The 26,365-nt window shown below is 65.9% G+C and carries 27 protein-coding genes; 9 read left to right on the top strand and 18 right to left on the bottom strand.

Translation table 11 applies throughout. From position 1 onward, the window contains the following. Positions 1-118: 118 nt before the first annotated feature. Positions 119-736 (bottom strand): GTP-binding protein EngB, encoded by a 618-nt coding sequence (gene engB, locus PHA81_RS11145; RefSeq protein ID WP_273836826.1) that lies wholly within the window; start codon positions 734-736, stop codon positions 119-121. 389 nt (positions 737-1,125) lie between these two features. Between engB and PHA81_RS11140 the strand changes: the two genes are divergently transcribed. Then, on the top strand, positions 1,126-2,451 hold the full coding sequence (locus tag PHA81_RS11140; RefSeq protein WP_005043950.1) for a TIGR00341 family protein: 1,326 nt from the start codon (positions 1,126-1,128) through the stop codon (positions 2,449-2,451). A gap of 44 nt (positions 2,452-2,495) precedes the next feature. On the opposite strand, the gene PHA81_RS11135 is transcribed toward PHA81_RS11140, so the two are convergent. Next, positions 2,496-2,645 (bottom strand): hypothetical protein, encoded by a 150-nt coding sequence (locus PHA81_RS11135; RefSeq protein WP_161606965.1) that lies wholly within the window; start codon positions 2,643-2,645, stop codon positions 2,496-2,498. Between the two features lie 119 nt (positions 2,646-2,764). On the opposite strand from PHA81_RS11135, the gene PHA81_RS11130 reads away from it, so the two are divergent. After that, positions 2,765-3,766, top strand: a complete 1,002-nt coding sequence (locus PHA81_RS11130) for a PrsW family intramembrane metalloprotease (RefSeq protein ID WP_273836825.1) — start codon at positions 2,765-2,767, stop codon at positions 3,764-3,766. A 33-nt stretch (positions 3,767-3,799) separates the two neighbouring features. Here PHA81_RS11130 and PHA81_RS11125 read toward each other — a convergent pair whose 3' ends face one another. Both PHA81_RS11125 and PHA81_RS11120 read right to left on the bottom strand, forming a co-directional pair. Then, positions 3,800-4,885, bottom strand: coding sequence for a hypothetical protein (locus PHA81_RS11125; protein WP_273836824.1), 1,086 nt, complete (start codon positions 4,883-4,885; stop codon positions 3,800-3,802). A gap of 90 nt (positions 4,886-4,975) precedes the next feature. After that, positions 4,976-6,670, bottom strand: coding sequence for an NAD-binding protein (locus tag PHA81_RS11120; protein WP_273836823.1), 1,695 nt, complete (start codon positions 6,668-6,670; stop codon positions 4,976-4,978). Positions 6,671-7,116: 446 nt separating this feature from the next. On the opposite strand from PHA81_RS11120, the gene PHA81_RS11115 reads away from it, so the two are divergent. Both PHA81_RS11115 and PHA81_RS11110 read left to right on the top strand, forming a co-directional pair. Then, positions 7,117-8,697: a TrkH family potassium uptake protein gene (locus PHA81_RS11115; protein ID WP_273836822.1), complete on the top strand. Its 1,581-nt coding sequence runs from the start codon at positions 7,117-7,119 to the stop codon at positions 8,695-8,697. 115 nt (positions 8,698-8,812) lie between these two features. Further along, a complete protein-coding gene (locus PHA81_RS11110) occupies positions 8,813-9,973 on the top strand; it encodes an NAD-binding protein (RefSeq protein WP_005043938.1) in 1,161 nt (386 codons plus the stop codon). A gap of 30 nt (positions 9,974-10,003) precedes the next feature. Here the strand turns inward: PHA81_RS11110 and uvrA are convergent, their stop codons facing one another. Next, positions 10,004-12,946, bottom strand: coding sequence for an excinuclease ABC subunit UvrA (gene uvrA, locus PHA81_RS11105; RefSeq protein WP_273836821.1), 2,943 nt, complete (start codon positions 12,944-12,946; stop codon positions 10,004-10,006). A 131-nt stretch (positions 12,947-13,077) separates the two neighbouring features. Here uvrA and PHA81_RS11100 point away from each other — a divergent pair, with 131 nt between their 5' ends. Next, on the top strand, positions 13,078-13,653 hold the full coding sequence (locus PHA81_RS11100; RefSeq protein ID WP_273836820.1) for a hypothetical protein: 576 nt from the start codon (positions 13,078-13,080) through the stop codon (positions 13,651-13,653). Here the strand turns inward: PHA81_RS11100 and PHA81_RS11095 are convergent, their stop codons facing one another. Continuing rightward, on the bottom strand, positions 13,654-14,391 hold the full coding sequence (locus PHA81_RS11095; RefSeq protein WP_273836819.1) for an SDR family NAD(P)-dependent oxidoreductase: 738 nt from the start codon (positions 14,389-14,391) through the stop codon (positions 13,654-13,656). Positions 14,392-14,478: 87 nt separating this feature from the next. Here PHA81_RS11095 and PHA81_RS11090 point away from each other — a divergent pair, with 87 nt between their 5' ends. Beyond that, positions 14,479-15,450 (top strand): ROK family protein, encoded by a 972-nt coding sequence (locus PHA81_RS11090; protein WP_273836818.1) that lies wholly within the window; start codon positions 14,479-14,481, stop codon positions 15,448-15,450. A gap of 51 nt (positions 15,451-15,501) precedes the next feature. Here PHA81_RS11090 and PHA81_RS11085 read toward each other — a convergent pair whose 3' ends face one another. Beyond that, a complete protein-coding gene (locus PHA81_RS11085) occupies positions 15,502-15,981 on the bottom strand; it encodes a cupin domain-containing protein (protein ID WP_273836817.1) in 480 nt (159 codons plus the stop codon). Positions 15,982-16,088: 107 nt separating this feature from the next. On the opposite strand from PHA81_RS11085, the gene PHA81_RS11080 reads away from it, so the two are divergent. Further along, complete coding sequence (locus PHA81_RS11080; RefSeq protein ID WP_273836816.1) at positions 16,089-17,531, top strand: hypothetical protein; 1,443 nt, start codon at positions 16,089-16,091, stop codon at positions 17,529-17,531. A gap of 17 nt (positions 17,532-17,548) precedes the next feature. Here the strand turns inward: PHA81_RS11080 and PHA81_RS11075 are convergent, their stop codons facing one another. Beyond that, positions 17,549-17,926 (bottom strand): hypothetical protein, encoded by a 378-nt coding sequence (locus PHA81_RS11075; RefSeq protein WP_005043922.1) that lies wholly within the window; start codon positions 17,924-17,926, stop codon positions 17,549-17,551. A 49-nt stretch (positions 17,927-17,975) separates the two neighbouring features. Beyond that, positions 17,976-18,923, bottom strand: coding sequence for a GTPase (locus PHA81_RS11070; protein ID WP_005043919.1), 948 nt, complete (start codon positions 18,921-18,923; stop codon positions 17,976-17,978). 124 nt (positions 18,924-19,047) lie between these two features. On the opposite strand from PHA81_RS11070, the gene PHA81_RS11065 reads away from it, so the two are divergent. Then, entirely contained in the window at positions 19,048-19,401 is a 354-nt protein-coding gene (locus PHA81_RS11065) for a DUF5518 domain-containing protein (RefSeq protein ID WP_005043916.1), read from the top strand. 6 nt (positions 19,402-19,407) lie between these two features. Here PHA81_RS11065 and hisE read toward each other — a convergent pair whose 3' ends face one another. The 5 genes from hisE to PHA81_RS11040 form a co-directional block, all read right to left on the bottom strand. Next, on the bottom strand, positions 19,408-19,731 hold the full coding sequence (gene hisE / locus PHA81_RS11060) for a phosphoribosyl-ATP diphosphatase (protein ID WP_005043913.1): 324 nt from the start codon (positions 19,729-19,731) through the stop codon (positions 19,408-19,410). Beyond that, on the bottom strand, positions 19,728-20,189 hold the full coding sequence (locus PHA81_RS11055; RefSeq protein WP_273836815.1) for a bifunctional nuclease family protein: 462 nt from the start codon (positions 20,187-20,189) through the stop codon (positions 19,728-19,730). The genes hisE and PHA81_RS11055 overlap by 4 nt, the downstream gene beginning before the upstream one ends. Before the next feature lie 116 nt (positions 20,190-20,305). Continuing rightward, on the bottom strand, positions 20,306-20,839 hold the full coding sequence (locus PHA81_RS11050; RefSeq protein ID WP_273836814.1) for an FxLYD domain-containing protein: 534 nt from the start codon (positions 20,837-20,839) through the stop codon (positions 20,306-20,308). A 523-nt stretch (positions 20,840-21,362) separates the two neighbouring features. Next, entirely contained in the window at positions 21,363-21,956 is a 594-nt protein-coding gene (pdxT, locus tag PHA81_RS11045; protein ID WP_273836813.1) for a pyridoxal 5'-phosphate synthase glutaminase subunit PdxT, read from the bottom strand. 35 nt (positions 21,957-21,991) lie between these two features. Further along, a complete protein-coding gene (locus tag PHA81_RS11040; RefSeq protein ID WP_005043906.1) occupies positions 21,992-22,150 on the bottom strand; it encodes a preprotein translocase subunit Sec61beta in 159 nt (52 codons plus the stop codon). Positions 22,151-22,292: 142 nt separating this feature from the next. Between PHA81_RS11040 and trxA the strand changes: the two genes are divergently transcribed. Continuing rightward, the gene (gene trxA / locus PHA81_RS11035) at positions 22,293-22,562 is read left to right on the top strand and encodes a thioredoxin (RefSeq protein WP_005043905.1); all 270 of its coding nucleotides are present in this window, start codon (positions 22,293-22,295) and stop codon (positions 22,560-22,562) included. Between the two features lie 80 nt (positions 22,563-22,642). Here trxA and PHA81_RS11030 read toward each other — a convergent pair whose 3' ends face one another. From PHA81_RS11030 to PHA81_RS11015, 4 genes are all read right to left on the bottom strand, one after another. Further along, positions 22,643-22,846, bottom strand: coding sequence for a hypothetical protein (locus PHA81_RS11030; RefSeq protein ID WP_005043902.1), 204 nt, complete (start codon positions 22,844-22,846; stop codon positions 22,643-22,645). A gap of 140 nt (positions 22,847-22,986) precedes the next feature. Beyond that, entirely contained in the window at positions 22,987-23,865 is an 879-nt protein-coding gene (otsB, locus tag PHA81_RS11025; protein ID WP_273836812.1) for a trehalose-phosphatase, read from the bottom strand. Next, positions 23,855-25,357, bottom strand: coding sequence for a trehalose-6-phosphate synthase (locus tag PHA81_RS11020; RefSeq protein ID WP_005043899.1), 1,503 nt, complete (start codon positions 25,355-25,357; stop codon positions 23,855-23,857). Before PHA81_RS11020 ends, otsB begins: the two co-directional genes overlap by 11 nt. A gap of 167 nt (positions 25,358-25,524) precedes the next feature. After that, entirely contained in the window at positions 25,525-26,145 is a 621-nt protein-coding gene (locus tag PHA81_RS11015) for a hypothetical protein (RefSeq protein ID WP_005043897.1), read from the bottom strand. Positions 26,146-26,365 lie beyond the last annotated feature (220 nt).

Raw genomic sequence — 26,365 nt, 5'->3', positions numbered from 1 at the left:
GAGCGGGACGGCTCCGCCGTCCCGCTGGCCGTGCGAACGGGCGGCTTCGCCGCCCGTGAGCAGACGGGGGTGGGCGAGCGAGTGAAACGAGCGAGCGCACCCCCCGCAGTAAAAACGTTCAGAAGAACTTCAGGAGATCGTCGCGTTTCTGTTCGTGGAGGTGCGAGCCGATCGCGTCGGTCAGCGGGCCGATCGAGCCGCGTTTCGCGCTCACCGGCGCGACCGTGTCCTGCCACTGCTGCCACGGCGACGGAAGACCGAGGCGCTCACAAATGGCGTTCAGCCGCTCGTCGCGGTCGTCGACCTTGTCCATCTTGTTGACCGCGATCACGGTGGGAACGTCGACATCGCGGAGGAAATCGAACAGTTCGACGTCGTGGGGGATGTCGCCGCGATCGGCGTGGCGATCGATGATGTCGACGGCGCTCTTGCCGTCGATCACGAGCACTCCCACGAGGATTGCGTCGGCGTTGGTCTCGACGTACCGGACGACATCGGTCTTGATTTCCTCCCTGCGCTCGTCGGCGACGCCAGACATGAACCCGAATCCCGGAAGATCGGTGAGCACGAAATCCTCGGGAGCCCAGTCGTAGTGGCCGGGTGAGCGCGTCACACCTGGTTTCTGTCCAGTCTGGAAGTCGTGACCCGTGAGCTCGCGGAGCAGGGTGGACTTGCCGACGTTCGACCGACCGCAGAAGACGATCTCTGCTCCTCGGTTGGGGCGTCCCTCGAACATGACTGGCGTATCAGTTGCGATCGGTTAACTCTCCCTACCGAGTGTCGCGTTCGCTCGGCCGGAGCTAGGTCGTTGCCTCGAATTTGGAGACGAGAATCAAGCCATCCGTGACGGATCTCGACACAAATGAGAGACCGCGGGCCACGCCCTCCCCAACCGATTCGCTCCGCTCGCACTGCTCGCTCCGTTCGCTTGCTCAGTCATCCACCGTCAGAGCTCTGCTCTGACGAGCCTGCACTCGCTTTGCTCGTGCAGACCTCGCGCGAGTCGCGCGTCTTCGACGCGCTCCCGCGCGCCAACCACCATTACCCGGCCTCGACAACTGAAAGCACGACAGCCGACCACCGGTACATCCACGGATATTTGACCATCCGCCGAGAGCACCGCGTGTGCGACTGGTCCAGGTGACGATCCCGGCGGGCAAGCGCGAGGCGATCCTCCGGACCCTCGACGACGAGGGAATCGACTACGTGCTGACCGAGGAGACGAGCGGCCGGGAGTTCACCGGAGTGGTTTCGTTTCCGTTGCCGACGACTGCGGTCGAGCCGGTGCTCGATCGGCTCCGCGAGACCGGGATCGACGAGGACGCTTACACCGTCGTTCTCGATGCCGAAACCGTGGTGTCACGCCGGTTCGACAAGTTAGAGGAGCGGTACGAGAACGACGAGGACAGCGACAAACGGATCGCCCGCGAGGAACTCCACGCGCGCGCCCGAGAACTCGTCCCCACGACCGGAACCTACCTCGTCATGACGATCGTGAGCGCGGTGGTCGCCACCGCCGGCCTCCTGCTCGACTCGCCCGCGGTCGTGGTGGGATCGATGGTGATCGCGCCGCTGATCGGCCCGGCGATGGCGACCGCCGTCGGCACCGTCGTCGACGATCGCGAGATGTTCCGCGAGGGGATCAAACTGCAAGCTGTGGGGCTCGCGATCGCGATCGTCGCCGCGGCTGCGTTCGCCGGCCTCGCGAGGGTGACCAACGTGATACCGCCGGGCACCGACGTGCTCGCGATCAGCCAGGTCAGAGGGCGACTTACCCCGGATTTCCTCTCGCTCGCGGTCGCGCTCGGGGCGGGCGTCGCGGGCGCGGTGAGCCTCGCGTCGGGCGTGTCGGCCGCGATCGTGGGGGTGATGATCGCGGCCGCGCTCGTCCCGCCGCTCGGCGTGATCGGGATCGGGATCGCGTGGGGACTGCCCGGGACCGTGCTCGGGTCCACAGTGCTGGTGCTCGTGAACGTGCTCTCGATCAACGTGACCGCGCTCGTGGTGCTCTGGTATCGGGGCTACCGGCCCGACCACTGGTTCAAAGAGGACACCGCCCGGCGCGCCACCCGCAAACGCGTCGGGGCGCTAGTGGCGGCGATCCTCGTCCTCTCGGTGTTCCTCGGTGTCGTGACCTACGACTCCTACCGCACCGCGGCGTTCGAACAGGAGGTTCAGGGCGATGTCGAGGAACTCCTCGATCGACCCGAGTACGAGCAGCTCACGCTCCTCGACGTCCAGTTCGGCTACGACGATCCCGTCCCGCCACGCGAACCGACGAACGTGACCGTCGTCGTCGGCCAACCACCGGATAGCGAATCGGCGAGTCTCGCCGCGCCGCTCGATCGGCGCATCGACGGTGCGCTCGGAACACTCGATGTCCCAGGAACGATCGTCGATCCCGGTCCGGTCGACGTGCAGGTACGGTACGTCGAGATCGAGTCGGTGTAGCTCACGCTCGACGGGAGCGACCAGCAGAGAACGGGTCCGTCGAATCAGTCGTCCGCAGGAACGGGACCGGCGTTCGATCGCGCCGTCGTGGGTTCGTCTTCCGCCGCTGCTGCCGTCGGTTTTTCCTCCTCGTTCGGCTCCTCGGTCGGGAGTGTCGCGTAAAGAATTCCCCGCGAGGTGCTTCGTGGTGTCATGGACCTGTGCTTCGTCGACGGAACCACATCAATCTACGCATAAAGGCGATAATGTTATATAATCACATGGATTTTTCGGACAGGGACAACGGTTAGGAACCGGGGACCGAGAAGCGGGTATGGTGGACGGACACGATCCAGTGCAGGCGCGCGACGACGGGACGCGCGATCTCTACGATGTGACGACGTGGGAGGTGCGATCGCCACTCGATGGGATCGCGGTCACGCTCTATCGGGTGTTGCAGGCGACTGCACAGCTGATTCTGGTGCTCACGTCGCTCGCCATCCTCTGGCTGTTGCTGTCGAGCACCGACCTGACGCGAGTCACGAACCCCATCGTCGGCGGGTTCACGCTGCTGTCGATCCTGCCGGCGCTCGCGCTCGTCGTCTTCGTCTGGCGAACGGATGTCACGTCAGCGGAGCCACCATCCTTGCTCGCTGCGACGTTCGCGCTCGGGACGCTGTTCGCGGGATTCGCCGCGCTTGTCAACTCCTATTTGAGCGATGTTTTCGGCCTGGTCCCGGTGGTGGGAACGGTCTGGTTTTTCTACCTGGTGGTCGGACCGGTCGAGGAGACGGTGAAATGGCTCGCAGTCAGGATCTACGCCTACCGGAGTTCGCGTTTCGATGCGGTGATCGACGGCGCGGTGTACGGTGCGGTCGCGGGTCTCGGGTTCGCCTCGATCGAGAACGCCCTCTACATCACCGACGCAGTCAGCACCCCAGTCATCGGCAACATTCTCGGTGCCGGCGGCGGCGTGACGCCCGCCCGCGCGATCGCCGGCCCGGGCCACGTGATCTACTCGGCCTTTGCGGGCTACTATCTCGGGCTGGCGAAGTTCAACCGCGATCGGGCGGGCCCGATCGTGATCAAAGGGCTCCTGATCGCCGCGCTGATCCACGCGACGTACAACACCCTCACGTTCGTCCCGTCGATCGCGGCCGCAGTGCTCGGCGTCCCGACCTTCGTGACGCTCCTCGCGTTCGTGGTGCTCTACGACGGCTTCTTCGGCTACTTCCTCTACCGGAAGCTCGCGCGGTATCGGGCGACCTACCGCGCGTTCTACGACGACCGCGACGACCCGACCCCCGCGACCGAACGCACCGAGTTCGAGGATTGATTCGCGCTACCAGAGGGGCCATTCGCTGCCGGATCAAGCGAGCACGGCGAGACCGCGCGGCGTCTGTGACTCGAATGCCGCGGGCCACTCGACGCCGAGTCGTGTCCACGAATCGCCGGCGTCAGTAGTGGAAAAGAGCCCGAGATTGGTGACCGCGTAAAACTCGCCCGCCGCAGCACCCGGCGCGAGCACTGCTCGGACGACGCCCTCGCCGGTCGGGAGGCCGCGGTCGTCGAGGCGCTCCCACGACACGCCGCCGCCGGTCGCCGTCGGGCTGTCGCCGCGCTTGCGGTAGACGTAGCTCTCGGCGGTGTCTGTGTTGTGTGCCGATCGGGGACCGCTCGCGGACGAGAGGAGGACGGTGTCGGGATCGGCAGGGTCGACCGCGACGCTCCAGCAGTAGCGGTGGTCGAGCCCCTCTTGGGGGTGGACCCACGTCTCGCCGGCGTCGTGGGTCTCGGCGTAGCCGTCGCCCGCCGCCGACCACGCACGCTCGGGTGCGTCGGGATGCGTAGTCAAAGAATGGTTGTCGACGCGCGCGGTCTCGACGCGGTCTTCCCACGTCTCGCCGGCGTCGTGGGTCTGGACCAGCGCGCCCGCCTCGATCCCGACGTAGAGATGGTCCGGATCGTGGGGGTCGGGTTCGATCCACCGGACGTGGTGAGTGTCGGGCCGCGGCGGGAACGACCACTCCGAAGACGACGGCAGGTCGGTGAGTCCCTCGCGGTGTTCCCACGACTCGCCGCCGTCGGTCGAACGATAGACCGCGCTCGGTTCGGTCCCAGCCCAGACCGTCTCCGGACTCTCGGGATCGACCGCGAGCGACATCACGTGCTCGCCGATGGTGCCCTGGCCGACGCGTTCGAAGCTCTCTCCGCCGTCCTCGCTCCGGTGGAGCCCGGCGTCGAACGTGCCGACGAACACGCGGTCGGGGGATGCGGGATGGACCGCGATGCATTCGAGATCGTGTTCGGCGAGGCGACGCGTCGTTCGCCAGGCGTCGCCGGGCACCGCGCCGTCGGACACCACTCCATCGGTCGTCGCGCCGTCGTGCTCCGCAACGTCGTCACGCACGGCGACGAGCAGCCCGTTCCGCATCGCGGCGTGGATCGTGGGCATGGCGAGGGCTACGCGACGATGGGTGAAAACGTTCGTCCCGTCCAGTCGAACACGGATCGTCGACGGTCCGCTCCGAGTTCGTCGGGACCGTCAGCGGGCGCTATCGGTTCGTCGTTCGAAATTTTGGATCGCAGCGTCAGTTCCGGCGACGACGACCGAATCTTCGTTCCCGACCTCGACGGAATCGTCCGTTCGGAACGTCCCGTTCCGTTCGACGCCGAGGAGAACCCAGCCTCGATCGGAGTCTTCTTCGGAGCTGCTGAGCGTTCGCCCGACGAAAGGTGTGGCGGGGGTGCGGATGATCCGTATCTGTCCGACGGGATTGATCACTGACTCGCCGAAGACGTCGGCAGCCAGCGTTCGTGCGGTCGTGCGCTGTTCGGAGAGCGCGTAATCAGCGCCCGCTCCGAACGCTTTCGGGACGCTTTCGGCGTCAGTCACTCGCACCAGGATCTCGATAGTGTCGGTGAGCGATCGTGCGACTGCCGTGGCGAGCAGTGCAGCATCGTCGTTGTCGATGGTGAGGAGGAGCGCGGTCGCCTCACCGATGCCGGCCCGTTCGAGAACGTCCGGCGTGCTGGCGTCGCCGACGACGTCCGTCGCGGGATCGTCACGGACGTCGATCGTCGTTGGGTCGGCGCGTTCGGGGAGCTGTCCGATCGCCGCCTCGCCTGCCACGCCGACGCCAGCGACGATGACGTCCGCGTGGGTCACAGTGGACTGCACGTTCGCGGTCCCGCCACGAATCCCCTCGAAGGATTCGGCATCCCCGACGACCACGAGGACTGCGTTTGGCGTCAGCCGGTCGTTCGGGCCGGGCGGGATCCGCAGTTCGCCGTCGATCCACGCGGCGACGAGCGTAAGCCGGGGGTCTTCGACGATCGGCGTCGCACCGACCGGCGTGTCGTGAAGGGGACCATCACGCCGCACGACGACCTCTCGGACGACGGTGTTCTCGCCGAGCACGTCCGTCGATCCCGAGAGATCGAAATCCGTCGACGCCTTCTCGGCCAACTGTCGACCGATGAGCGACGGCGGGCAGACGACGCGATCGACACCGGCCCGTTCGAGTGCCTCCCGGCGGTCCGGCGTGTCGGTGAGACACACCACTCGCACGTCCTCGTTGCATTGGTGCGCAGTCAGCGCAACGCTCGTGTTCCGGTCGCCCGCATCCGAGATCACGAGCGAAGCGTCCTCGATCGATGCGCGCTCCAGCGTCTCGACATCGGTCGGGTCACCGTCGATAACCGCGTACCCCCGGTTCGACAGGCCAATGGCCTCCTCTTTGTCCGAATCCACGAGCACGTACTCGATGCCGATGCGTTCGAACTCGTCGAGGAGAACGTCCCGTCCACGACCGTACTCACAGACGACGACGTGGTCGCTCTTCTCGGTGAGTTGTTCGTCGAGCACCACCGGTGCGCGCTCGAACAGCGGAATGATGAGGATTCGTAGCGTGACGAACCCGATGACGACGCCCGAAAGCTGCATCCAGACCACGAACACGTTCATGATCGGCGTCTGCCACGGCGAGTCCCCTCCGTAGCCGGTGGTCGTCATCGTGTTGATGACGGTCTGAAACGAACGGAAAAGGGTGTAGTCGTCGCCTTCCAGCCGCCGCATCCCGACGTTGTAGAGCACCGTGTAGACGCCGATGATGGCGGCGAGTATGGCGAAGAAGGTGAGAACGGTTCGCTGGCGCTGGGTGAGATCGCCGAGAGAACTCACCGACGAGAGCCGGCGGAGTTCCCGTTCGAGCGGTCCTTGTGGCTTCTCCGAACTCATTTCGTGCTTTCGTTACCGACCATGCTCATAGCTCCGAGGCAGTATCGTTCTCCACACTGTTGTCTACTGTTGCGTACCGGCTGCCATCATAAAGCCATGATAACGTTCGAGAGCACTCCCGTAAACGGTCGGCCTGCAGCCGCCGGCACTCGTGCGGTCGTCTCGGATTTCGTGACCGGCCGAACGTCGTGGCCTCCAGCACGCCGTGTGGCAGTGGGACGATCGAGGTTGACGGTCGCGTGTTCGCCGACGTACTCGGCGTGCGCCGTCGATGTCGTGATGAGCCGTGTCCGAAGAGCTCGGTTGGCGGCTCGTCGTATCGTGTCGAGTGTCCTATAAATCGATGGCGACGCTCCGGGGAAGGAGCGTCGACACGCTCGCCGCCAGGCGGTACTCGGTTCGTGTATCGAGGCCCTTATTTGTCGGACGGGCACCCAGACAGTCGCATGAGTGCCGACCGGCTGAGTGCGGTGACGGACGCCCTCAACCTGGATTTCGACGTCTACATCGATTACAAGTCGAGTCTTGGGTTCGTCGGGCTGGTGCTCAAGTACATGGCGCTCGCGCCGCTCGTACCGGCGGCGGCCGCGCTCTACTACGGCGAGGACCCGGTCCCGTTTCTCGTGACGATCGCGGCGATGGGCGGGCTGGGTGTCGTTCTCGATCGCCTCCGATCGGACGCCCAGCTCGGCCACCGCGAGGCGTTCCTCGTCGTGAGTCTCACGTGGCTAGTCGTTCCGCTGGTCGGGATGCTCCCGTACCTGCTCGCGGGCCAGGGCACGATCGCCCAGCCGGCGAACGCTTTCTTCGAGAGCATGAGCGGGTTCACCACGACGGGATCGACCGTCCTCGCGGAGATTTCCTTCGAACAGCACTCCCGGTCGATCCTGCTGTGGCGACAGCTCACTCAGTGGATCGGCGGCATGGGAATCCTGGTGCTCATGGTCGCCATCCTCCCAGAACTCTCGGTCGGTGGCGCACAGGTCATCGGCGAGGAAGCGCCCGGTCTCTCGATCCAGAAGCTCACCCCGCGGATCCAGGACACCGCTCGGGCGCTCTGGGGCATCTACGTCGGGTTCACGGCGCTCGCGGTCGCGGTGTACTACGCACTTCACCTCGCCGGCGTGGCTCCCGAGATGGACTTTTATGGTGCGGTCGCCCACGCCCTGACGACGCTCCCCACGGGCGGGTTCTCGCCGCAAGCGCGGAGTATCGAGGCGTTCTCGCCGGCGATCCAGTGGGCGGTGATCGTCTTCATGATCGTCGCCGGCACCAACTTCGCACTCTTCTGGTACGCCATGCGTGGCGAGCCCGGCCGTCTCGTGCGAAACGTCGAGTTCCGGTCGTACCTCCTCGCGATGGGTGTCGTCGGCGGCCTCCTCGCCGTCCTGCTGTTCGCCGGCGTCGGCCTCGACGAGATCCCTTCGGGCGTCGCGACGATCCCCGGCGACGTCGAGCACTCGGTGCGCCAGGCGCTCTTCCAGACCGCCGCAATCGTGACCACCACGGGCTACGCGAGCATGGACTTCAACACGTGGGACCAGTCGAGCCAGGTCGTCCTCCTGTTCGCGATGTTTCTGGGGGGGTCGGCCGGCTCCGCGGCGGGCTCGATCAAGATCATCCGGTGGTATCTCGTGCAGAAAGCGATGGCTAGAGAACTTTTCACTTCGATCCACCCCGAGGCGGTGCGGCCGATCGAGCTCCCCTCGGGAACCACCGACGAGGACACGATCCGGAGCGTGTTCGTGTTCGTGATGCTCTTCATCGTGATCTTCGTGGCCTCCACGATCGTCCTCTACATCGACAGCCACCTGACCGGCCTCGAGCTCTCCGGTATCGAGACGGTGAGCGCGGCGATCGCGACGCTTGGCAACGTCGGGCCGGGCGTCGGCGTCGTGGGCCCGATGAACAACTTCCTGCCGTTCTCGTCGGCCGCGAAGGTCTACATGGCGCTGTTGATGTGGATCGGTCGCCTCGAGATCCTCTCGGTTCTCATCGTGTTCTCCCCTTCGTACTGGCGAGTCTGACGGCTCGAACGTCGCGGTTCTGGTGTCCACGAATCGACGAACGAGCGGATGGGAGGGGCGGGACCACGGCGCGGCATCGGTCCAGTTTTATCGGTGTGGACTGGTAGCAACGCGAGTGGACAGCACGTGGGTTCGTTCGTACTGGCAGCGTCACGGCGGCCGGCTCACGGTCCTCCTCGCCGCGACCGTCGCCGCGCTGTCGGTAGCGACCGGGGTCGCGAACATCGGTGCGCGGAGCGTCGTCGGCCCGCTCGGGCAGTTCGTTCCGGAGTGGATACAGCGAACCGCCGGTTTCACCGGATCGCTCACCGGCTTTCTACTCGTCGTGAGCGCGCTCGGGCTCCGGCGGCGGCTGCGAGTCGCGTGGTACGCGACGACCATCCTCCTCCCGATGGGTGCGCTCCAGGGACTGCTCCAGTCGAGTTCGCTGTCGGTGCCGCTCGTCGTGCTCTCGATCGTGACGTTCCCGGTGGTGCTCGTGAACGCCACACGGTTCGACCGGGAGCTTTCGGTTTCGACATCACAGCTGGCGGCCGGGGCCGCGCTCGTCGCCACACAGGTTTATGGGACGGTGGGCGCGTACACGCTCCGTGACGAGTTCACCACCATCGATACCCCGATCGATGCGTTCTACTACGCGATCGCGACCGCGAGCACGGTCGGTTACGGCGATGCGGTGCCGACGAGTCAGGCCGCGCGGCTGTTCGGCATCTCGGTCGTGCTCCTCGGAGCCAGCAGTTTCGCGCTCGCGCTCGGGACGCTGCTGGGCCCCGCGATCGAGGCGCGCTTTTCGCGGGCGCTCGGGCGCATGACCGGGAGCCAACTCGAACTCCTCGAAGACCACGTGCTGGTGCTCGGCTACGGCGATCTCACCGAACCCGTGGTCGCGGAGCTCACGGATGCCGCCGAGTTCCTCGTCATCACACCCGATTCCGAGCGGGCGTCGACGCTAGCCGACCGAGACGTCGACGTTCTCACCGCCGATCCGAGCGACGAGGAGACCCTCCGGCGCGCCCGCATCGACGACGCGCGGGCGGTCGTGGTCGCGACCGACGACGACGCCCAGGACGCACTCGCGGTGCTGACGGCGCGGGATCTGAACAGCGAGGTGTACATCGTCGCGGCCGCCACCGACCGTGAGAACGTTCCGAAGCTCGAACGCGCGGGGGCCGACACCGTCATCAGCCCGGCGAGCATCGGCGGCCAGCTGCTCGTGCGCTCCGCGCTGGACCGGAGCGATGTCTACGACGCCGTGGCGCGGCTCGTCGAGGAGTGATCGACGACGGGACGTGCCGCAAGGGGAACGTCAGTCGTCGCCAGCGGCCCCGACGCGGCGTTCCGCTCGCGGCCCCTCCAGGTCGACGCCAGGCAGCAGATCTCGGAGGTATCGCCCAGTGTGAGAGTCCTCGACACCAGTCAGCGCCTCGGGCGTGTCCGCCGCCACGATCTCGCCCCCGTGTTCGCCGCCCTCGGGGCCGAGGTCGATCACGTGATCGGCGTTCTTCACGAGGTCGAGTTCGTGTTCGACCACCACGACCGAGTTCCCGTTGTCGGTGAGGCGCTGGAGCACGTCGATGAGCTTGCGCTCGTCGGCCGAATGCAGCCCTGTCGTGGGCTCGTCGAGCAGATAGAGCGTGTCGCCGGTCTGTTTCTTTCCCAACTCCTCGGCGAGTTTGACGCGCTGGGCCTCGCCCCCGGAGAGGGTGGTCGAGGGCTGACCGAGTCGCATGTAGCCCAACCCGACGTCCCGGAGGAGCTGGAGCCGGCGTTCGAGCCTGGTGTCGGCCTCGAAGAAGTCGTAGGCCTCCTCGATCGACATGTCGAGCACGTCCGCGATGGTTTTCCCCTTGAACGTCACGTCGAGGGTCTCGTCGTTGTAGCGCGCACCGCCACACTCCTCACAGGGCACGTGAACATCGGAGAGGAAGTTCATCTCGATCTTGACCGTGCCCTGGCCGCCGCAGGCCTCACACCGGCCGCCTTTGACGTTGAACGAGAAGCGGCCCTTCTCGTAGCCACGCTGTTTGGCGAGTTTGGTCTCGGCGAAGCGCTTGCGGACGTAATCGAACACCCCAGTATAAGTCGCGGGGTTCGAGCGCGGCGTCCGGCCGATCGGCGACTGATCGATCAACCTGACAGTTTCGATCCCGTCGTACTCGATCGCATCGTGCTCGCCAGGATCGACGGAGCGGTTGTCGTTCATCTCGCGCACGAGCCCCTTGTAGAGCACGTCGTGCATCAGCGTCGACTTCCCGGAGCCCGACACGCCGGTGATCGCGGTGAAGCATCCCAGCGGGATCGACACGTCGAGATCGTCGAGGTTGTGCTGGCGCGCGCCCCGAATCACGAGTTCGTCGTCGGACTCACGGCGTTCCTCGGGCACCGGGATCGCCTTCCGACCGCTGAGATAGTCGCCCGTGATCGATCTCTCGGCGCGTTCGATCTCCTCGACTGGGCCCTGGGCGACGACCTCGCCGCCGCGCTTGCCGGGACCAGGCCCCATGTCGATGACCTCGTCGGCCCGGCGCATCGTCTCCTCGTCGTGTTCGACGACGAGCAGGGTGTTGCCGAGGTCGCGGAGCTCCGCCAAGGTGTTCAGGAGTCGGTCGTTGTCTCGCTGGTGGAGTCCGATCGAGGGCTCGTCGAGCACGTAAAGCACCCCGACGAGTCCGGAACCGATCTGGGTGGCGAGCCGGATGCGCTGGCTTTCGCCGCCAGAGAGGGTGGCCGCCTGGCGATCGAGCGTGAGATATTCGAGCCCGACCTCGCACATGAACCCGAGCCGGGCGCGGATCTCCTTCAGGATCTCCTCGGCGATGGTTCGCTCACGCTCGGTCATGTCGGTCTCCATCCCCTCGAAGTGCGCGAGCGCATCGCCGATCGACAGCCGATTGACTGCGGTGATCGGCGTGTCGTCGATCAAAACGGCGCGGCTCTCGGGCTTGATCCGGGTCCCGTCACAGGCCGGACACGTCGTGGTCGCCATGAACTTCTCGATGTGGTCGCGCGTGCCCGAGCTCTCGGTCTCGACGTGGCGGCGTTCGAGGTTGGGGATCACGCCCTCGAACCGTTTTTCCTTCCGCCGGGTGCCGTTTTTCGTCCGCCGTTCGAAGACCACCTGCTCGGACGTACCATACAGAAACGCTTCCTGAATGTCGGAGTCCAGATCGGCGAACGGCGTATCGAGCGAGAGTCCGAAGTGGGCCGCGACGGCATCGAGTCGCGTCTGATAGTACGATCGGGAGTAGCTCCACGGCTCGAACACCTCGCGAAGCGGTTTTTCGGGGTTCTGAATCACGAGCTCCTCGTCAACCTCCTTGGCCTCGCCGATTCCCTCGCATTCGGGACACGCCCCGTGCGGACTGTTGAACGAGAAGGATCGGGTCTCGATCTCGGAGATGTCGATCCCACAGTGGGTGCACGCGAGCGCCTCGGAGAACTCGACGACCGACCGCTCGTCGGTTTCACCGGCGAGGTCGCCGGTCGCTCGCGCCGTCGACCCGCCGATGTCGGCCTCGGCGGGTGGGTCGGGCAGGAACACTTTGAGCACGCCGTCGGCCTCTTCGAGGGCGGTCTCGACGCTGTCGGTGATCCGCGAGCGGGCGTCATCGGCGATCTTCACGCGGTCGACCACCACGTCGACGGTGTGGTCGTAGTTCTCGTCGAGGTCCGGTCGATCGGTCGCGAGATCGAACGTCTCGCCGTCGACCTCGACGCGTGAGTAGCCCTCGCTCACGAGCTCGTCGAACAGGTCCTCGAAGGCTCCCTTCTGGTCGCGGACGACCGGTGCGGCGATCTTCGCCCTGGTTCCCTCGGGGAGTTCCAAAATCCGTCGGACCATCTGCTGGGCGGACTGCTCGCCGACCTCGCGGCCACACTCCGGACAGTGTGGCGTGCCGACACGAGCGTAGAGCAGTCTGAGATAGTCGTGGAGTTCCGTGACCGTTCCAACCGTCGAGCGGGGGTTGTTGGCGGCGTTCTTCTGGTCGATCGAGATCGCCGGCGAGAGCCCCTCGACGTTCTCGACCTGGGGCTTGTCCATCTGGCCGAGGAAGTTCCGGGCGTAGGCCGAGAGGCTCTCGATGTATCGGCGCTGGCCTTCGGCGTAGACGGTCTCGAAGGCGAGCGAGGATTTGCCCGAGCCCGAGAGGCCAGTGACGACCGTGAACGCCTCGCGTGGGATGGTGACGTCGAGGTCTTTCAGGTTGTGTTCTTCCGCGCCGCGGACCTCGATGACGTCCTTACTCATTGGTTTCGGTGGGGGCGCGGACGGTGAAACCTTGTCGGTCGCGGCCCGAATCACAGCGACTGCCCCGTTCACGAACGGATCGGATGAAGCCCCTCCGATACGTATTTGATGGTCGTCGCCGAGGCGAGCGTATGGCGAGCACCGACGCCCTTGCGGGGATCGAGCTGACCGGCGACGAGTACCGGGTGGTTCAGTCGCTGTTTCGGAACAAGTACCGGGCGTACGACTCGGCAGGGGAGCTCGTGCTCCAGGGCAAACAGAAGATGCTGAAGATGAAAGAGGAGTTCCCGTTCGTAGGGCCGGACGGCGATCCCGTCTTCACCGTGAAAGCCGGCGGGATCCTCGACGTCGCGGGCAACTACACCCTCACCGACGACGCGACCGACGAGCCGGTGGTCGTTCTCGACGAGAACTACACGCTGCTCACCGATCGATGGAAGATTCGGGATCCGGATACCGAGTCGGTCATCGCCGAGATCACCTCACAGAGCACGCTCGTCGAGGCACTTCGGTACTTCAGCGACGTCTTCTCGATCCTCCCTCATAAATACGAGATCACCGATGCCGACGGCGATCATGTCGGAAGTATCGAGGGCAAGCTCTCGCTGAAAGACGAGTACGTCGTCCGAATCGACGACGCGAGCGACGTCCCGAAGGAAGCCATCGTCGCGGCCGCGATGGTGATCGACGCGATCGAGGGGAACTAGTTAGACCCGCTCGGGCCGCCACCCGCCGTCGACCGCGACGTTCTGGCCGCTCAGGTAGTCGCTGTCGTCTTCGAGGAAGAACAGCATCGCCTGGCACATGTCCTCGAACGACGCCGATCGCCCACGAGGCAGGCTGTCCGGAAATACGTCGGAGTTCTCGACGACGTACGGCGAGACCGCGTTCACCGTGATTCCCTCGTCCTGGGTGTCGGCAGCGAGCATCCGAGTGAACATCAGGACGCCCGCCTTCGCCACGAAATAGGGGAAGTTCTGCGGGCTGACGAGCAGTCGGTCGGCGCTCGCGTAGCCGACGTTGACGATCCGGCCCCACTCGGCCGCGCGCATTCCATCCAGCGCGCGCTTCGAGCAGAGGTAGGTCCCGTTCAGATTGGTTTCGAGTACCCGGTTCCACGTCTCGAAATCGATCTCTTCCCAGTGGATCGGCGCGAACGCACCCACGTTGTTCACGAGCACGTCCACGCTCCCTAGATCGTTCTCGACGGCGGAAAAGAGGTCGTCGACGGCGTCGGGGTCGGTCACGTCGGCCTGGACGGTCGTGACGTCGACGCCGTGCTCGCGGGCGCGGTCGGCCACCTCGCTCGCGGCGTCGGCGCTGGTGTTGTAGTGGACGGCGACCGACGCACCGCAGTCAGCGAGCGCGAGCAGGAGTTCGCGGCCGACGCCTTTCGCGCTGCCGGTGACGAGCGCCGTTCGACCGGCGAGATCGGGATCGATCATGTGGCCACGTTCGTCCCCAGGGGGCTTCCATCCGCCGGTGCGAGCCCAATGCCGATGAGTTAAGACGAGGAGCGGCGTTGCCGACGTATGGCGAGGTACGCCGGCGTCGATCTCGGGGGGACGAACGTCCGCGCGGTCGTCGCCGACGCTGACGGCGAGATCCGCGGCAGCGACAAGCGGCCGGTCCCACCCGATCTCTCCACGGGGCTCCCGGTCACCGACGCGATACTCGACTGTCTCCGCGAGGCGTGTCTGGCGGCGAACGCGTCCCCGGGGGCGATCGAGGCGGTCGGGGTGGCCGCCGCCGGCCGGCTCGACCCCACCGAGGGAATCGTCGAGCCAACCAACATCGCGGTCGACACCGTCCCGCTCACCGGGCCGATCGCGAACCTCGTGGACTCGGATCGAGTCCACCTCCACAAGGACGTCGCCGCGGGGGTGATCGGCGAGCGGTATCACGCCGAGCGCAACCCCGACGACATGGTGTATCTCACGATTTCGAGCGGGATCGGGGCTGGCGTCACCGTCGACGGCTCCGTCCTCAAAGGGTGGGACAGCAACGCGGGCGAGGTCGGCCACTACGCCGTCGATCCCGAGGGACGGCTGACCTGTGGCTGCGGCCACGACGGTCACTGGGAAGCGTACTGTTCCGGCGCGAACATCCCGGCGTACGCACGACTGCTCTGGAACGACGCCGACCGACCCGCGACCGCCCTCCCGATCGACGAGGAAGGGTTCGACGCCGTCGACGTGTTCGCCCACGCCCGCGAGGACGCGTTCGCCGAACGGGTCGTCGAGCGCCTCGCGGAGTGGAACGCGATGGGCGTGGCGGGCGTGGTCCACGCCTACGCGCCGCTCGTGATCTCGGTCGGTGGGGCGGTCGCGCTCAACAACGAGGAACTCGTGGTCGATCCGATCCGCGACCGGCTCGACGATCTCGTGATGACCAACGTCCCCGAGGTCCGACTCACCGAGTTCGGCGACGACGTCGTGGTTCGGGGCGCGCTCGCGAGCGCGCTCACCGGCGGGACGGGCGATCCGGCCGATCACCGCGGGTGAAAACCGACAGAATCAGCAGGACCGGCGATGCGGCCGGTCAGCGCTATCGGATCAGATGTCGGCGTCGATCGCCGCGCCGCACTCGGGGCATTCGAGCCCCATCCCGTCGTCGGTCATCGTGATCGCGAGCACGTCGCTTTCGCCACACTCGGGACAGGGCTGAGGCACGCGCCCTTCCGTCGACTCCTTCGGTGCCCCGAGTGCCAGTGCGGCCACGGGCTCGTCGCTCTCGTTGCGGCCCTGTTGGAACTCGCCGGGCGCGAAACGGATCGTCTCGCCGGCAGTCACCTCGACGAGATCGCTGTCGGCAGTGGCCTCGGACTTGGTTTCGAACGTCGCGGTCCCTTCCTGAACGTAGAACACCTCCTCTTGATCGAGATGTGCGTGGAGCCCGCCCGAGAACGCCTCGCCGGGCTCCAGCGCGTAGTGATTCATGGCGAGATCCGCGGTGTCGAGTGGCTCCGACAGGCTGCGTCGATCGGCGTCGCCCATCTCGCTCCCTGCCGCCTCGTCGATGGCAATCTTCTCCATGCGAGCCACAGTACCGCCGGGATGAACAAAAGCCCTCTCCGGATTCGAGAGAAGTCGGCGGGTCGCCGGAACCACAACCCATACCCGTTTTGGACCGAAGACCGCGTATGCGACGCCGGGATCTACTGTGCGCTGCGGCCGGGACGCTCGCGCTGCCGGCCGTCGCCCGGCGCTCAACCGCACAGCCGGCGTACGAACCGCTCGGGCGCATCCCGCTCGACGGCGTGACCGAAGTCGTCGTGGGCGACGATGGCCGGACGGCCTTTCTCGCCGCCACGACCGGGTTCGGCGTCGTCGATCTGAGCGATCCGAAAAATCCGCGAGTGCTCGCCGACCGCCGAGGCCTGCTCGCCGACCGTGAGAACGGCCCCCTCACGGACATCCGCGACGCCAAACTCGATGGCGACCGATTGATCGTGGTCGGTCCGGCGAACCCGGGTGCGGGGCTCAACGCGATGGTGCTCTACGACGTGAGTGATCCCGCAAGCCCGAAGCGAGTCGCGGTCCACGAGACCGACTACGCCATCCACAACGCCTTTCTCACGGATGGACGGGCGTACCTCTCGCAGTTCGACGGCGAAACGGTGGGAATGACGATCGTCGACATCGCGAACGACGACCCCGAGCGCGTCGGCCGGTGGTCGATCCTCGACGAGCCAAACTGGGGAGGGATTCCTCTGTTTCCCGCGACGGTCCACGACATCTGGGTACAGGACGGAATAGCCTACATCGCCCACTGGGACGCCGGCACGTGGCTCGTCGACGTGCGTGACCCGTCGAATCCGACCGCGATCACCAGAATCGGGGGGCTCGCGCCCGACGAACTCGCGTCGCTCTCGGGCGAGGCGCTCCGGCGTGCACAGCTCGTCCCGCCGGGCAACTCACACTACGTGACCGTCGACGAGGACGCCGCCGTCATGGGTGTCGGGGTCGAGTCGTGGGCCGTCGAGGGCGAGGGCGGACCGGGCGGGATCACGCTCTGGGACATCGAATCGCCGCAGAATCCCGAAGAGCTCGCCACGATCGACGCCCCACCGACACCGGCCCCGAGCTATGGGGGCCTCTGGACCACCGCCCACAACTTCGATCTCGCCGACGGCCGGCTCTACTCGTCGTGGTACCGCGGCGGCGTGAAGATCCACGACGTGAGCGATCCCGCGAATCCCGAGGAGATCGCCACCTGGCGACGGACCGAGGACACGAGCTTCTGGGCGACCGTGCTCGCGGTCCCCGGGGAGTTCTTCGTGGGCTGTAGCTGGAACCAGTACGGCGAGCTTCCCCAGGCAGATCTCTACACGTTCCCCGACCGCGCCGGCCCGGTACCGGAATCGACTACCGAAGCGACGACGGACCGCAACGCAGCGACCGCGAACGGCTCCACGCCAGCGACGACTGGTTCGGCAGACGGGGCCGAAACAGCGAGCAACGAAACCACTAACGGGGAGAGCGCTGGTGCGGGACCAGGGTTCGGCGTACCCGCGGCAATCGGCGGCGTCGGACTCGCAGCGTGGCGATATCTCCGCCAGAACGACGAGTCGAAAAAGCGGTAGCGGAGCGGGTGGTCAGGTTACCGCAGCGCGTCGCGATCGGCCGCGAAGCGCACCCGATCGTGGATCGTGGGCCCAAGCGAGAGTTCGACCACGTCCTCGGTGAGCACGCGCCCACCTTCGACCGGGACGCCCCACGTCCCAAACCTGAGATAGCCCCGAATGTCGTCGGCGTGGGTGAACAGATCGAGATACTCCACGCCGTGCTCGGGGAACTCGCTTGCGCTGTGGGCCTGGTCCATGTCGGAGTAGACCGTATCGAGACCGTCGAAAAAGGTCTCCAGCTCGTCGGCAGCGTCGTTCGTGGCCGCGACGACCGCCTCGCTCGCCGCACGAACCTCGTCGGTCGAGAGCCCCGCGTCGGCGAGCGCGCGCTGGGTACGCTGATCGAAGTGCATGGCGGCAGTTCGGCGGCTGGCGGTGAAAACGTCGCGGTTGGGGCCGTCGTCAGGGCAGGTCGGGTTCGTAGCCGATCGCGTCGACCGCCGCGTCGATCAGCTCCTCGATCCCCTCGCTTTCCTCGACGCTCAGGTAGTGATCGGCGTCGAGATCGCGCGAGCGGTCGGCCTTCGAGCACACCGTGAGCACCGGCACGTCGAAGCGCTCGCGGACGGCGGTTTCGAGCGCGTGCTGGTCGGTAAGCGGATAGCCACACGCTTCGCTCGCGTCGACGAACACGAGCACGCAGTCAGCAGCATGAGTGAGCGCGCTCTCGGCCTGGAGCTCGATGTCGTTGCGTTTGCCCGAGTCGCGATCGAGTAGTCCCGGAGTGTCGACGAGCTGGTAGCGGATGTGGTCGCGGGTGAGGTGGCCAACGCCGACCCGGGTAGTAGTAAAGGGGTACGACGCGATCTCGTGGCGGGCGTTCGTGACGTGGTTGACAAAGGAGGACTTGCCGACGTTCGGAAAGCCCGCGACCACGATCGTGGGCTCGTCGGGGCGGATGTCGGGGAGCGCGCGGAGATCGTTGCGCGCCTCGCCGAGGCGATCGAGATCGTCGGCGACGTCCTCCACCACGTCCGCGAGCCGGGCAAACGCCTGCTTTCTGTGCTTGCGCGCGGTCTCGGTGTCGCCGCGAAGCCGGCCCTGATACTCGTTTTTGATCTCGTCGGTCTTCTGGCTCGCCCACCCGACTGTCGAGAGGCTCTGTCGAACGGCATCGACATCGACGAGCGAGTCGGCGAGCTCGTAGTAAAAGGGCTCGACGGTGTCGAAATCCGGCCAGCTCGTCACGACGTGTTCCAGATTGTCCGAAAGCACGTTCGCCGCGGTCTGGAGCATCGACTGCTGGGCCTCAAGCCCGGATTTCGCCCGACCCGCCCGCGTCGCCCGCGAGAACGCCCGGTCGATCAGCTCCTCCGCGGTGGGCGTCGTCGGCAGATCCTCGAAAATCATGGCCGGCGATAGCACGTACGAACGTAAAAACGCGTCAGTCGGCGGCGAGCGGCCGAGGTAGGATCCCATTGCCCGCACTCACTGTCGCCGACACAGATATACCACGACACCGACTACTCCCCATATGACGAACTGGCGTGCGGTCGGGATCGGATTTCTCGTTCACATCGTGCTCGGGATCGTCGGTGCGCCGATCGGGATCGGCCCGCTCGTCGCCGGAATCATTTCGGGGTTCGTCGCGGGCTACATCGCCGGTGGCGGCATCGGGAACGGCGCGTGGCACGGTTTCCTCGCGGGATCGATCGGCGGGATCGTGCTCGCAATCGTCCTCGGTATCGCGATCACGATCGGTGCCGGCCTCGCCGGTGGCCCGCTCGGCGGGCTGCTCGGCGGCGGCGCGCTCCTCGTCGGGCTGGTCGTCGCGATCGTTTCGGGGCTCGAAAGTGCGATCGGCGGGGCAATCGCCGGACTCCTCTGAGCGGGGCTACCGCCGTTCGCGCAGTTCCGCGCGCAGATCCGCGACGTCCGCATCCTTCATCGCGAGCAACACGAGCAGATGATAAACGATGTCGGCGCTCTCATGGAGAAGCTCTTCTTGGTTGTCGTCCTTCGCCGCGAGCACGAGCTCCGTACTCTCCTCACCCAGCTTTTCGAGCACGGCGTTCTCACCCTTCTCGTGGGTGAACAGCGACGCCGTGTACGACCCCTCGGGGAGGGTGTCCCGGCGTTCTTCGATGACCGCGAACAGCTCGTCGAGCACGGGTTCTTCGGCCGGTTTCGTGTCAGTGGCAGTGCGATCGTCGCTCACAGCTCGTCCACCTCGCGGATGTCCTGGAGCTCCTCGAAGGTCTCGCGCGGTCGACCGCCCTCGTCGAACACGCTCGGATCGACCTCGATATCGGCACCGGTCCGCGCGGCGAGCGCGAGCGAGTCGCTCGGCCGGGCGTCGATCACGGCGTCCGCGCGCGGTGTATCGAGGTGGAGGTTCGCGGTGTAGGTCCCGCCACCCTCGTCGCTCTCCTCGATCGCGTCGACCACCACGCGGTCGACCCGACCACCCAATTCCTCGACCACGTCGAGCAGGAGATCGTGGGTCAGCGGCCGGCCGATATCGATCGCGTCGAGACCACGGGCGATCGCGGTCGCCTCGTTGAACCCGATGAAGATCGGCAAGAGGTCGGGCTCGCCGTCGCTCGCGAGGAGCACGACGGGGACCGGCCCGGAGGGCGTGCCCGCGACACGGACCGCGTCGATGTGGGCGTGCATAGCTCTTCGACGTGGCGCGCGATGAAAAGTCTGTCACTGCCGGCGGTGGAACCCAGGCCCCATCGACAGTCTCGCCAGTCGGCCACCAGATCAGGAAGGAGATGTTCGGGAGAGGGTTACTGTATCGACGTCGTCAGAGTGACGGTATAGTCGCTCGGCTCGTCCGGTTTGTTCGGACTGATTGCGAGATACTCCACCTCGAACCGCCAGGTTTCGCCACCGGGTAGATTCGAGACGTTCGTCGAGCCGGAACTCAGCAAATTCCCGTTCTCGGCGACGAACGAAACCATAGCCTGAAGATAGTCAACCGAACTGTCACTACCGTTCTCGGCTCGTCCGACGACGGAAGGGGACCCGAACTCGTCCTCGGGCGGCTCCAAACTATCCTCGATGAGTTCGACACCCTCGGGCGGCGGCGCGAGTTCTCCGGCGGTGGTGTCCGCCACTTCGAGTTCGGCGTCGGCAACGGTTTCGTCGCCGAGATACGACACGTACGCTTCCCAGGTCTGTCCACTTTTGAGTCCGACCACGTTCGTGTAATTGGTATCGAGGATGTCCCCGGCCTCGTTCCGGAACGCTGCCTGAACCTCGATGTACGAAAGGCGAGTATCACCGGTGTTCGTTACCTCCGCGGTGATCCCCGTCTCCATATCACCCTCAACGATCTCCGAATTGGCTATTTCGACAGCACCAGACGTTTGAGTTGAAGTTTGCGTCGAGGTTTCGGTTTGGGTCTGCGTCTCGGTTTCGGTCGCTGATTCCGTAGTAGTCTCACCCTCAGTGGAGGTCTCGCCAGTAGTATCGGTCGTCGCGTCAGTTGCCTCCGCGGTTGCTTCGCTGTCGGTTCCTTCAGAGGTAGTGGAAGTCGAAGTCTCGGTGGGAGTATCTTCGTTGGCGGATGTGGTAGTGCTACCGTTCCCTTGGCTTGAATTGTTCCCTCCGCTACCGTCGCCACCTGAGCAGCCCGCGAGAACTGACCCGCTGGTGAGGACTGCTATGCTTGCCAAATATTTTCGCCGTTGCATACATTTTCGTCTTATGGCAGTATCATAATGGTGTTGTTTCAGCATTTTGATAGATATGCTACTCTCTTCATACGGCCGTGTAGGAGGATATCGCGAGTTCACCAATCATCGACGTACCGAGGATGAGTTGCTTCGATTGTGGCTTTGCCTATTGAACAGGGACCGTCTCGAAGAAGGCGAGGCCGTGGATGCGCGCGTCGTCGGTGAGCTCGGGGTGGAACGCGGTCCCGACAACCGGTCCATCACGGACCGCGACGGGATGACCGTCGAACGACGCGAGCACGTCCGCGTCGCCGACCGACGCGACTTGTGGTGCTCGAATGAACACCGCCGAGAACGGTTCGTTCAATCCTGTGACGTCGAGATGGGTTTCGAAGCTGTCGCGCTGGCGGCCGAAGGCGTTGCGATCCACGGTGACGTCGATCAACCCCAGCGTGTCGACCCGGTCGTCGCCCGCATCGGCGGCGGCGACGATCAGCCCCGCACACGTCGCGAGGAGGGGTTTGCCGGCCGCGACGTGGGCCTCGATCTCCGCCGCGATCCCCTCGCGATGGAGGTGCGCCGAGATGGCAGTGGACTCGCCGCCGGGGAGCAGGAGGAGGTCACACTTCGGAACAGTGCCCGCGGTGTGGATCTCGACCGTTTCGACGCGCTCGCCGTGGGCGCGCGCCGCGCGCTCGATGGCGGCAGCGTGCTCCCGAAAGTCGCCCTGGACCGCGATCACGCCGGCTGTGAGAGTCATGGAGAGGTGTGGAAGGCAGAAAGGACGGTGCCGCGTTACAGCACGTTCAGCACGAGGATCAGGACGCCGAACGCCACACCGAACGCAACGATGGTCTTCGGATCGACTCGGATGGCGTTCCGGTCCTCGGCGTCGAAGTACCTGACCAGACCCGCACTCGACATCAGTCCGCCGGAGTTCTCGCCGCTGCTCATATCTCTCCTCCGCGAGCCGCGGGCCTAAGCCTTTCGTCGTGTGCCGCGGCGTGCTCGGGTGGTGTGGACGGACGCGAGGGCGACCGGAACGCACGGGTGGGAAACGCTTATGCGCGCGGCACGCCTACCTTAGCGGGAACGCATGACTGTTCGGTTGAAAGACTTTTACGCGGACTGGTGTGGCCCCTGCAAGACACAGGACCCGATCCTCGAGGAGATGGAAGAGGATCTGAACGGTGACGTCGAGTTCGAGAAGATCGACGTCGAAGCCGATCAGGAGGTCGCCAACGAGTACCAGGTACGCTCGCTGCCGACGCTCGTGATCGAGAACGACGATGGCGTGGTCGAGCGGTTCATCGGCGTGACTCAGCGCGACGAACTCGAAACCGCGATCGAGAAAGCCGGCGCGTAGAACTGACGATCGGTAAGCGCCGAGTCGTCACGAATCAGCCCTGTTCTATCGGTCAACTGGAGGACGAGCGATGCGTGTGGCTATCGGAGCCGCTGGTACGCCCGGATGAGGATCTCAGCGATCGCCCCGACGAAGCTCCAGCGGTACGCGAGCGCGGCCGCGCCCAACAGGAGCGCCGCGATCTTCTTGTCACCACGGTACAGCGCCAGCCCGGCCTCAACCAGCATCGAAACCGCGCTGACAAGGCCCGATCGCTTCGACGTGAGTAGGTCCGAGAGTCCCATACAACTGTTATCGACTGCTGAGGACATAAGTCTCCGGGCGGCGCGTGCCGGTGAGGGTACTCGGTCCTCGACCGACGACAGCCACTCCCTCCGTCGGTGTGTCCGCCGGGTGCGGACGGCGAGGAGGCCAGCGGATCGTCCTAGGCAGACGACGATCGATCGATCGCAGCGAGCCCCTCAGTACAGAACCAGTCGAGCAACCGCTCGACCGCTGGCGGGTCGTCGATCCGGTAGTCCGCCGCGGTGTCCTCACCCGTACCGACGTGGATGCCGATTCCCCGTTCGCCGAGTTCGCGAAAGGCCGCCTCGTCGGTGGTGTCGTCGCCGACGTAGATCGGGAGCCATCCCTCGAAATCCGTGGTCAACAGCGAGAGCGCCGCGCCCTTGTCCCACGCGACCGCCGGCGTGAGCTCCACGATCTCCTTACCGGTCGAGCGCTCGAACCCGCCCGGCGCGATCCGATCGACGGTCTCCTCGACTGCGTTCTGGACCGCCTCGGCCCGCTCGGGGGCCGCGCGGTAGTGGATCGTCGCGCTCACCGATTTGTCCTCGACGAAACAGTCGGTGTCCGCGAGCCGGTCGTCGAGGTCGTCGACGATGCGTTCGAGATCGTGCTGGCGTTTGTTCGCCACCGGATGCACGGTCGTCTCGCCGTCGTGGAACACTTCGAGACCGTGGTTGCCGGCGTACGCGATCCCCTCGATCCCCACGCGCGATCGAAGGTCGGCGAGCTCCCGGCCGCTGATGACCGCCACCCGGACCCGGTCGTGATCGCGGAGCGTCCGGAGCATCTCGCGGTTTTCCGGTGAAATCTCGGGTGCGTCGGGGTCTTCCTCGATAGCCGAGAGCGTGCCATCGAAGTCCGTACAGAAGGAGAGTCCGTCGGCGGCGGCGAGCCGATCGGCGATCGTCGCGAGCGGCTCGCCGCCGTCGAACAGCGCCGGCGGACGACCGTCGTTGCCGGCGTTTTTCCCGACGCTCTCTTCGGATCCGTCACCGCGGGTCGACTCACCCGCCATCGTGATCGCGCTGCTCGCGGAGGTCGCGGGCGGTCGCGAACACGTCGTCCATCCACGCGTAAAGGTCGTGCGCGGCGACCTGTTCGCGGAGTGCGGCCATCCGGTCGCGGCGCTCGTCGGGAGCCATCGCGAGCGCCTGCTGGATGGTGTCGGCGAACGACTCGGTGTCGTAGGGGTTGATCGTGAGCGCGTGCTCGCCGAGCTCCTCGTGCGCGCCGGCCTGATCCGAGAGCACCAACACGCCGTCATCGTCGACCTGCGCCGCGACGTACTCCTTCGCGACGAGGTTCATCCCGTCCCGGACCGCGCTCACCAACATGACGTCGGAGTAGCGATACAGCCCGCAGAGCTCGGACTGGGGGATGAACTCGTCGATGTAGACCACGGGCTGCCAGTCCGGGGTTCCAAAGCGGTCGTTGATCCGCTCGATCGTCTCCCGGACGTTCTGCTGGAGGTCCTGATAGTCGGGGATCAACGACCGGCTCTCGCTCGCCTTCTGGACGTACGTCACCGTCCCCTGGTACTCGGGTTCGGTCTCCCAGAGCCGTTCGAGCGCTTCGAGGCGCTCGACGATCCCCTTGGTGTAATCCAGCCTGTCGACGCCGACGATCATCGTCGTGTCGGCACCGATGTCGTACGTCGAGCGGATGTCGGCCTCGAACGACGCGTCGGCGGCCGCGCTCTCCTCACGGATCGATTCAGCGTCGATCCCGAGCGGGAACGCTCGAACAGTAGTAGTGTGACCCTCGTAGTTGATCCGGCCGCCCTCCTCGTCGATGAAGGCGTCCTCCAAGGCCCGATCCACGCAGTCGAGGAAGTTCTCGCAGTAGCGCTCGACGTGGAACCCCAAGAGATCGTTCCCGAGGAGCCCCTCCAGCAGCTGCTGACCCTGCGGGCACGCCCGGAACGTGTCCCAGCCGGGCCACGTGATGTGCCAGAAATGCATGATGAAGGGGTCGTCGAGCGCGTCGCGCACGGCGCGCGGCGCGAGCGTGAAGTGATAGTCCTGAAACCACACGAGGGGATCGTCGCTCGCCGATTCCGCGACCGCCTCGGCGAAGCGCTCGTTGACCTGTTGGTAGCGCTGCCAGAACCGCTCGACGTACTCGGTCTTCATCGTCCCGCCGTGACACAGCGGCCAGAGCACCCGGTTGCTGTAGCCGTAGTAGTAGCCCTCGACCTCCTCCTCGGAGAGCCAGAGGCGTTTGAGGGTGTAGGCCTCGGACTCGGGCGGCATCCGGACCTCACCGTTCTCGTCGGTGACGTCGGCGTCGGCCTCGCCGTCGCCCCACGCGACCCACGTCCCGTCGGTCTCCTGCATCACGGGATCGAGTCCGGCCGTGAGCCCGCCGGCGGGCCGGTTGACACTGATGGTCCGCTCGCCCGCGTCGTCGTGCTCGTAGCTGTGTGTGTACGGCTGGCGGTTCGAGACGAGGATCAGGTCGTCGGCGACGGGCGGGGGCCCGTCCGTACCACCGGCGTCAACCGCCATACGATGTACCCACTCCCGTTCGCATTCGTGTCCCTCCCTTCGGTCGCATCTCTTATAGGTTCATGGGCCGCTCGGTTGTGCTCGGGGGTTGCATTTGCCGGGCCAACGACCGACAGCGTCGCCGTATCGGTCCGACGCCGGCAACCCGGTCACGGAGCGACGCCGCCTCAATCGCTGGCGGGGCGATCGGCACGCGAGGGTGGTGGGACCTCCTCGCGGCGGTCGACGGCTGGGATCGGGCGCACACACCGATTGGTCTCGTCGTTGACGTGGCCGTACTGGTCTGGAGCGTTGGCGAGCGGATGGGCGGGGTTCTCGCCGCTCTGGATGCGCGCCACGCGACACGCCCCGAACTCCCGGAGGCGTGCCCGGATCCCGCGCCAGTGGTGGCGCGAATCCGCGGGGACCGACACCGGGTGGGTGCGCCAGTCCGAGCGGCGGGCGGCGAGCACAGTCCGGTTCGCGTTCGCCGCGAGCGCATCGTGATCGACGAGGACGCCCACGCGGGTCCCCGGCGGCGTGCGCGCGGCGAGCACGTCGAGGCCGAGGTGGAGCGCGCGGTACTCGGCGACGTTGTTGTCCGGCGGGTCGTCGGGAATCGAGAGCCGTGCGACGCGCTCGCCGTCGCGGGTTTCGATCACGACGCCGAGGCCGCCACCCGCGGCGCGAAAGGACCCGTCGGTGGCGACGTAGAACTCCCGATGGTGGGTCCGCGGCGGGTGGGCGATGTGGGGGGTGGGCGAGTCGTCGAACAGATCCCGGAGGGTCGGCCGGCCGTAGGCGGCCATGCTAACGCTATCACACACGCAACCTTAACAGTACGGGCTGCTGGGGCCGGTCGACGACGCCCGGGGGTGCGGGATCAGTGTGTCACGGGTGCTCGCCGCCCGTTTTGATTCACCTGATCACCGGATTTTGTACATCGATTCGTCGAAGGTGTTCTGCTCGGGTGACCACCCGGACCACAGGCGGTGACTGGCTTGCGTTCGTCCAGCGCATCTTCGATCG

The sequence above is a fragment of the Halococcus sp. PRR34 genome (genome assembly GCF_028617175.1).
GTDB lineage: Archaea > Halobacteriota > Halobacteria > Halobacteriales > Halococcaceae > Halococcus > Halococcus salifodinae.
This window is presented reverse-complemented; position numbering and strand designations above follow the sequence as displayed.

Excerpts from the sequence above, each read along its gene's own strand:
- engB (WP_273836826.1), bottom strand. The coding sequence starts at position 736 with ATGTTCGAGGGACGCCCCAACCGAGGAGCAGAGATCGTCTTCTGCGGT.
- PHA81_RS11135 (WP_161606965.1), bottom strand. The coding sequence starts at position 2,645 with ATGACACCACGAAGCACCTCGCGGGGAATTCTTTACGCGACACTCCCG.
- PHA81_RS11130 (WP_273836825.1), top strand. The coding sequence starts at position 2,765 with ATGGTGGACGGACACGATCCAGTGCAGGCGCGCGACGACGGGACGCGC.
- PHA81_RS11125 (WP_273836824.1), bottom strand. The coding sequence starts at position 4,885 with ATGCCCACGATCCACGCCGCGATGCGGAACGGGCTGCTCGTCGCCGTG.
- PHA81_RS11120 (WP_273836823.1), bottom strand. The coding sequence starts at position 6,670 with ATGAGTTCGGAGAAGCCACAAGGACCGCTCGAACGGGAACTCCGCCGG.
- PHA81_RS11115 (WP_273836822.1), top strand. The coding sequence starts at position 7,117 with ATGAGTGCCGACCGGCTGAGTGCGGTGACGGACGCCCTCAACCTGGAT.
- uvrA (WP_273836821.1), bottom strand. The coding sequence starts at position 12,946 with ATGAGTAAGGACGTCATCGAGGTCCGCGGCGCGGAAGAACACAACCTG.
- PHA81_RS11100 (WP_273836820.1), top strand. The coding sequence starts at position 13,078 with ATGGCGAGCACCGACGCCCTTGCGGGGATCGAGCTGACCGGCGACGAG.
- PHA81_RS11095 (WP_273836819.1), bottom strand. The coding sequence starts at position 14,391 with ATGATCGATCCCGATCTCGCCGGTCGAACGGCGCTCGTCACCGGCAGC.
- PHA81_RS11090 (WP_273836818.1), top strand. The coding sequence starts at position 14,479 with ATGGCGAGGTACGCCGGCGTCGATCTCGGGGGGACGAACGTCCGCGCG.
- PHA81_RS11085 (WP_273836817.1), bottom strand. The coding sequence starts at position 15,981 with ATGGAGAAGATTGCCATCGACGAGGCGGCAGGGAGCGAGATGGGCGAC.
- PHA81_RS11080 (WP_273836816.1), top strand. The coding sequence starts at position 16,089 with ATGCGACGCCGGGATCTACTGTGCGCTGCGGCCGGGACGCTCGCGCTG.
- PHA81_RS11075 (WP_005043922.1), bottom strand. The coding sequence starts at position 17,926 with ATGCACTTCGATCAGCGTACCCAGCGCGCGCTCGCCGACGCGGGGCTC.
- PHA81_RS11070 (WP_005043919.1), bottom strand. The coding sequence starts at position 18,923 with ATGATTTTCGAGGATCTGCCGACGACGCCCACCGCGGAGGAGCTGATC.
- PHA81_RS11065 (WP_005043916.1), top strand. The coding sequence starts at position 19,048 with ATGACGAACTGGCGTGCGGTCGGGATCGGATTTCTCGTTCACATCGTG.
- PHA81_RS11055 (WP_273836815.1), bottom strand. The coding sequence starts at position 20,189 with ATGCACGCCCACATCGACGCGGTCCGTGTCGCGGGCACGCCCTCCGGG.
- PHA81_RS11050 (WP_273836814.1), bottom strand. The coding sequence starts at position 20,839 with ATGGAGACGGGGATCACCGCGGAGGTAACGAACACCGGTGATACTCGC.
- pdxT (WP_273836813.1), bottom strand. The coding sequence starts at position 21,956 with ATGACTCTCACAGCCGGCGTGATCGCGGTCCAGGGCGACTTTCGGGAG.
- PHA81_RS11040 (WP_005043906.1), bottom strand. The coding sequence starts at position 22,150 with ATGAGCAGCGGCGAGAACTCCGGCGGACTGATGTCGAGTGCGGGTCTG.
- trxA (WP_005043905.1), top strand. The coding sequence starts at position 22,293 with ATGACTGTTCGGTTGAAAGACTTTTACGCGGACTGGTGTGGCCCCTGC.
- PHA81_RS11030 (WP_005043902.1), bottom strand. The coding sequence starts at position 22,846 with ATGGGACTCTCGGACCTACTCACGTCGAAGCGATCGGGCCTTGTCAGC.
- otsB (WP_273836812.1), bottom strand. The coding sequence starts at position 23,865 with ATGGCGGGTGAGTCGACCCGCGGTGACGGATCCGAAGAGAGCGTCGGG.
- PHA81_RS11020 (WP_005043899.1), bottom strand. The coding sequence starts at position 25,357 with ATGGCGGTTGACGCCGGTGGTACGGACGGGCCCCCGCCCGTCGCCGAC.
- PHA81_RS11015 (WP_005043897.1), bottom strand. The coding sequence starts at position 26,145 with ATGGCCGCCTACGGCCGGCCGACCCTCCGGGATCTGTTCGACGACTCG.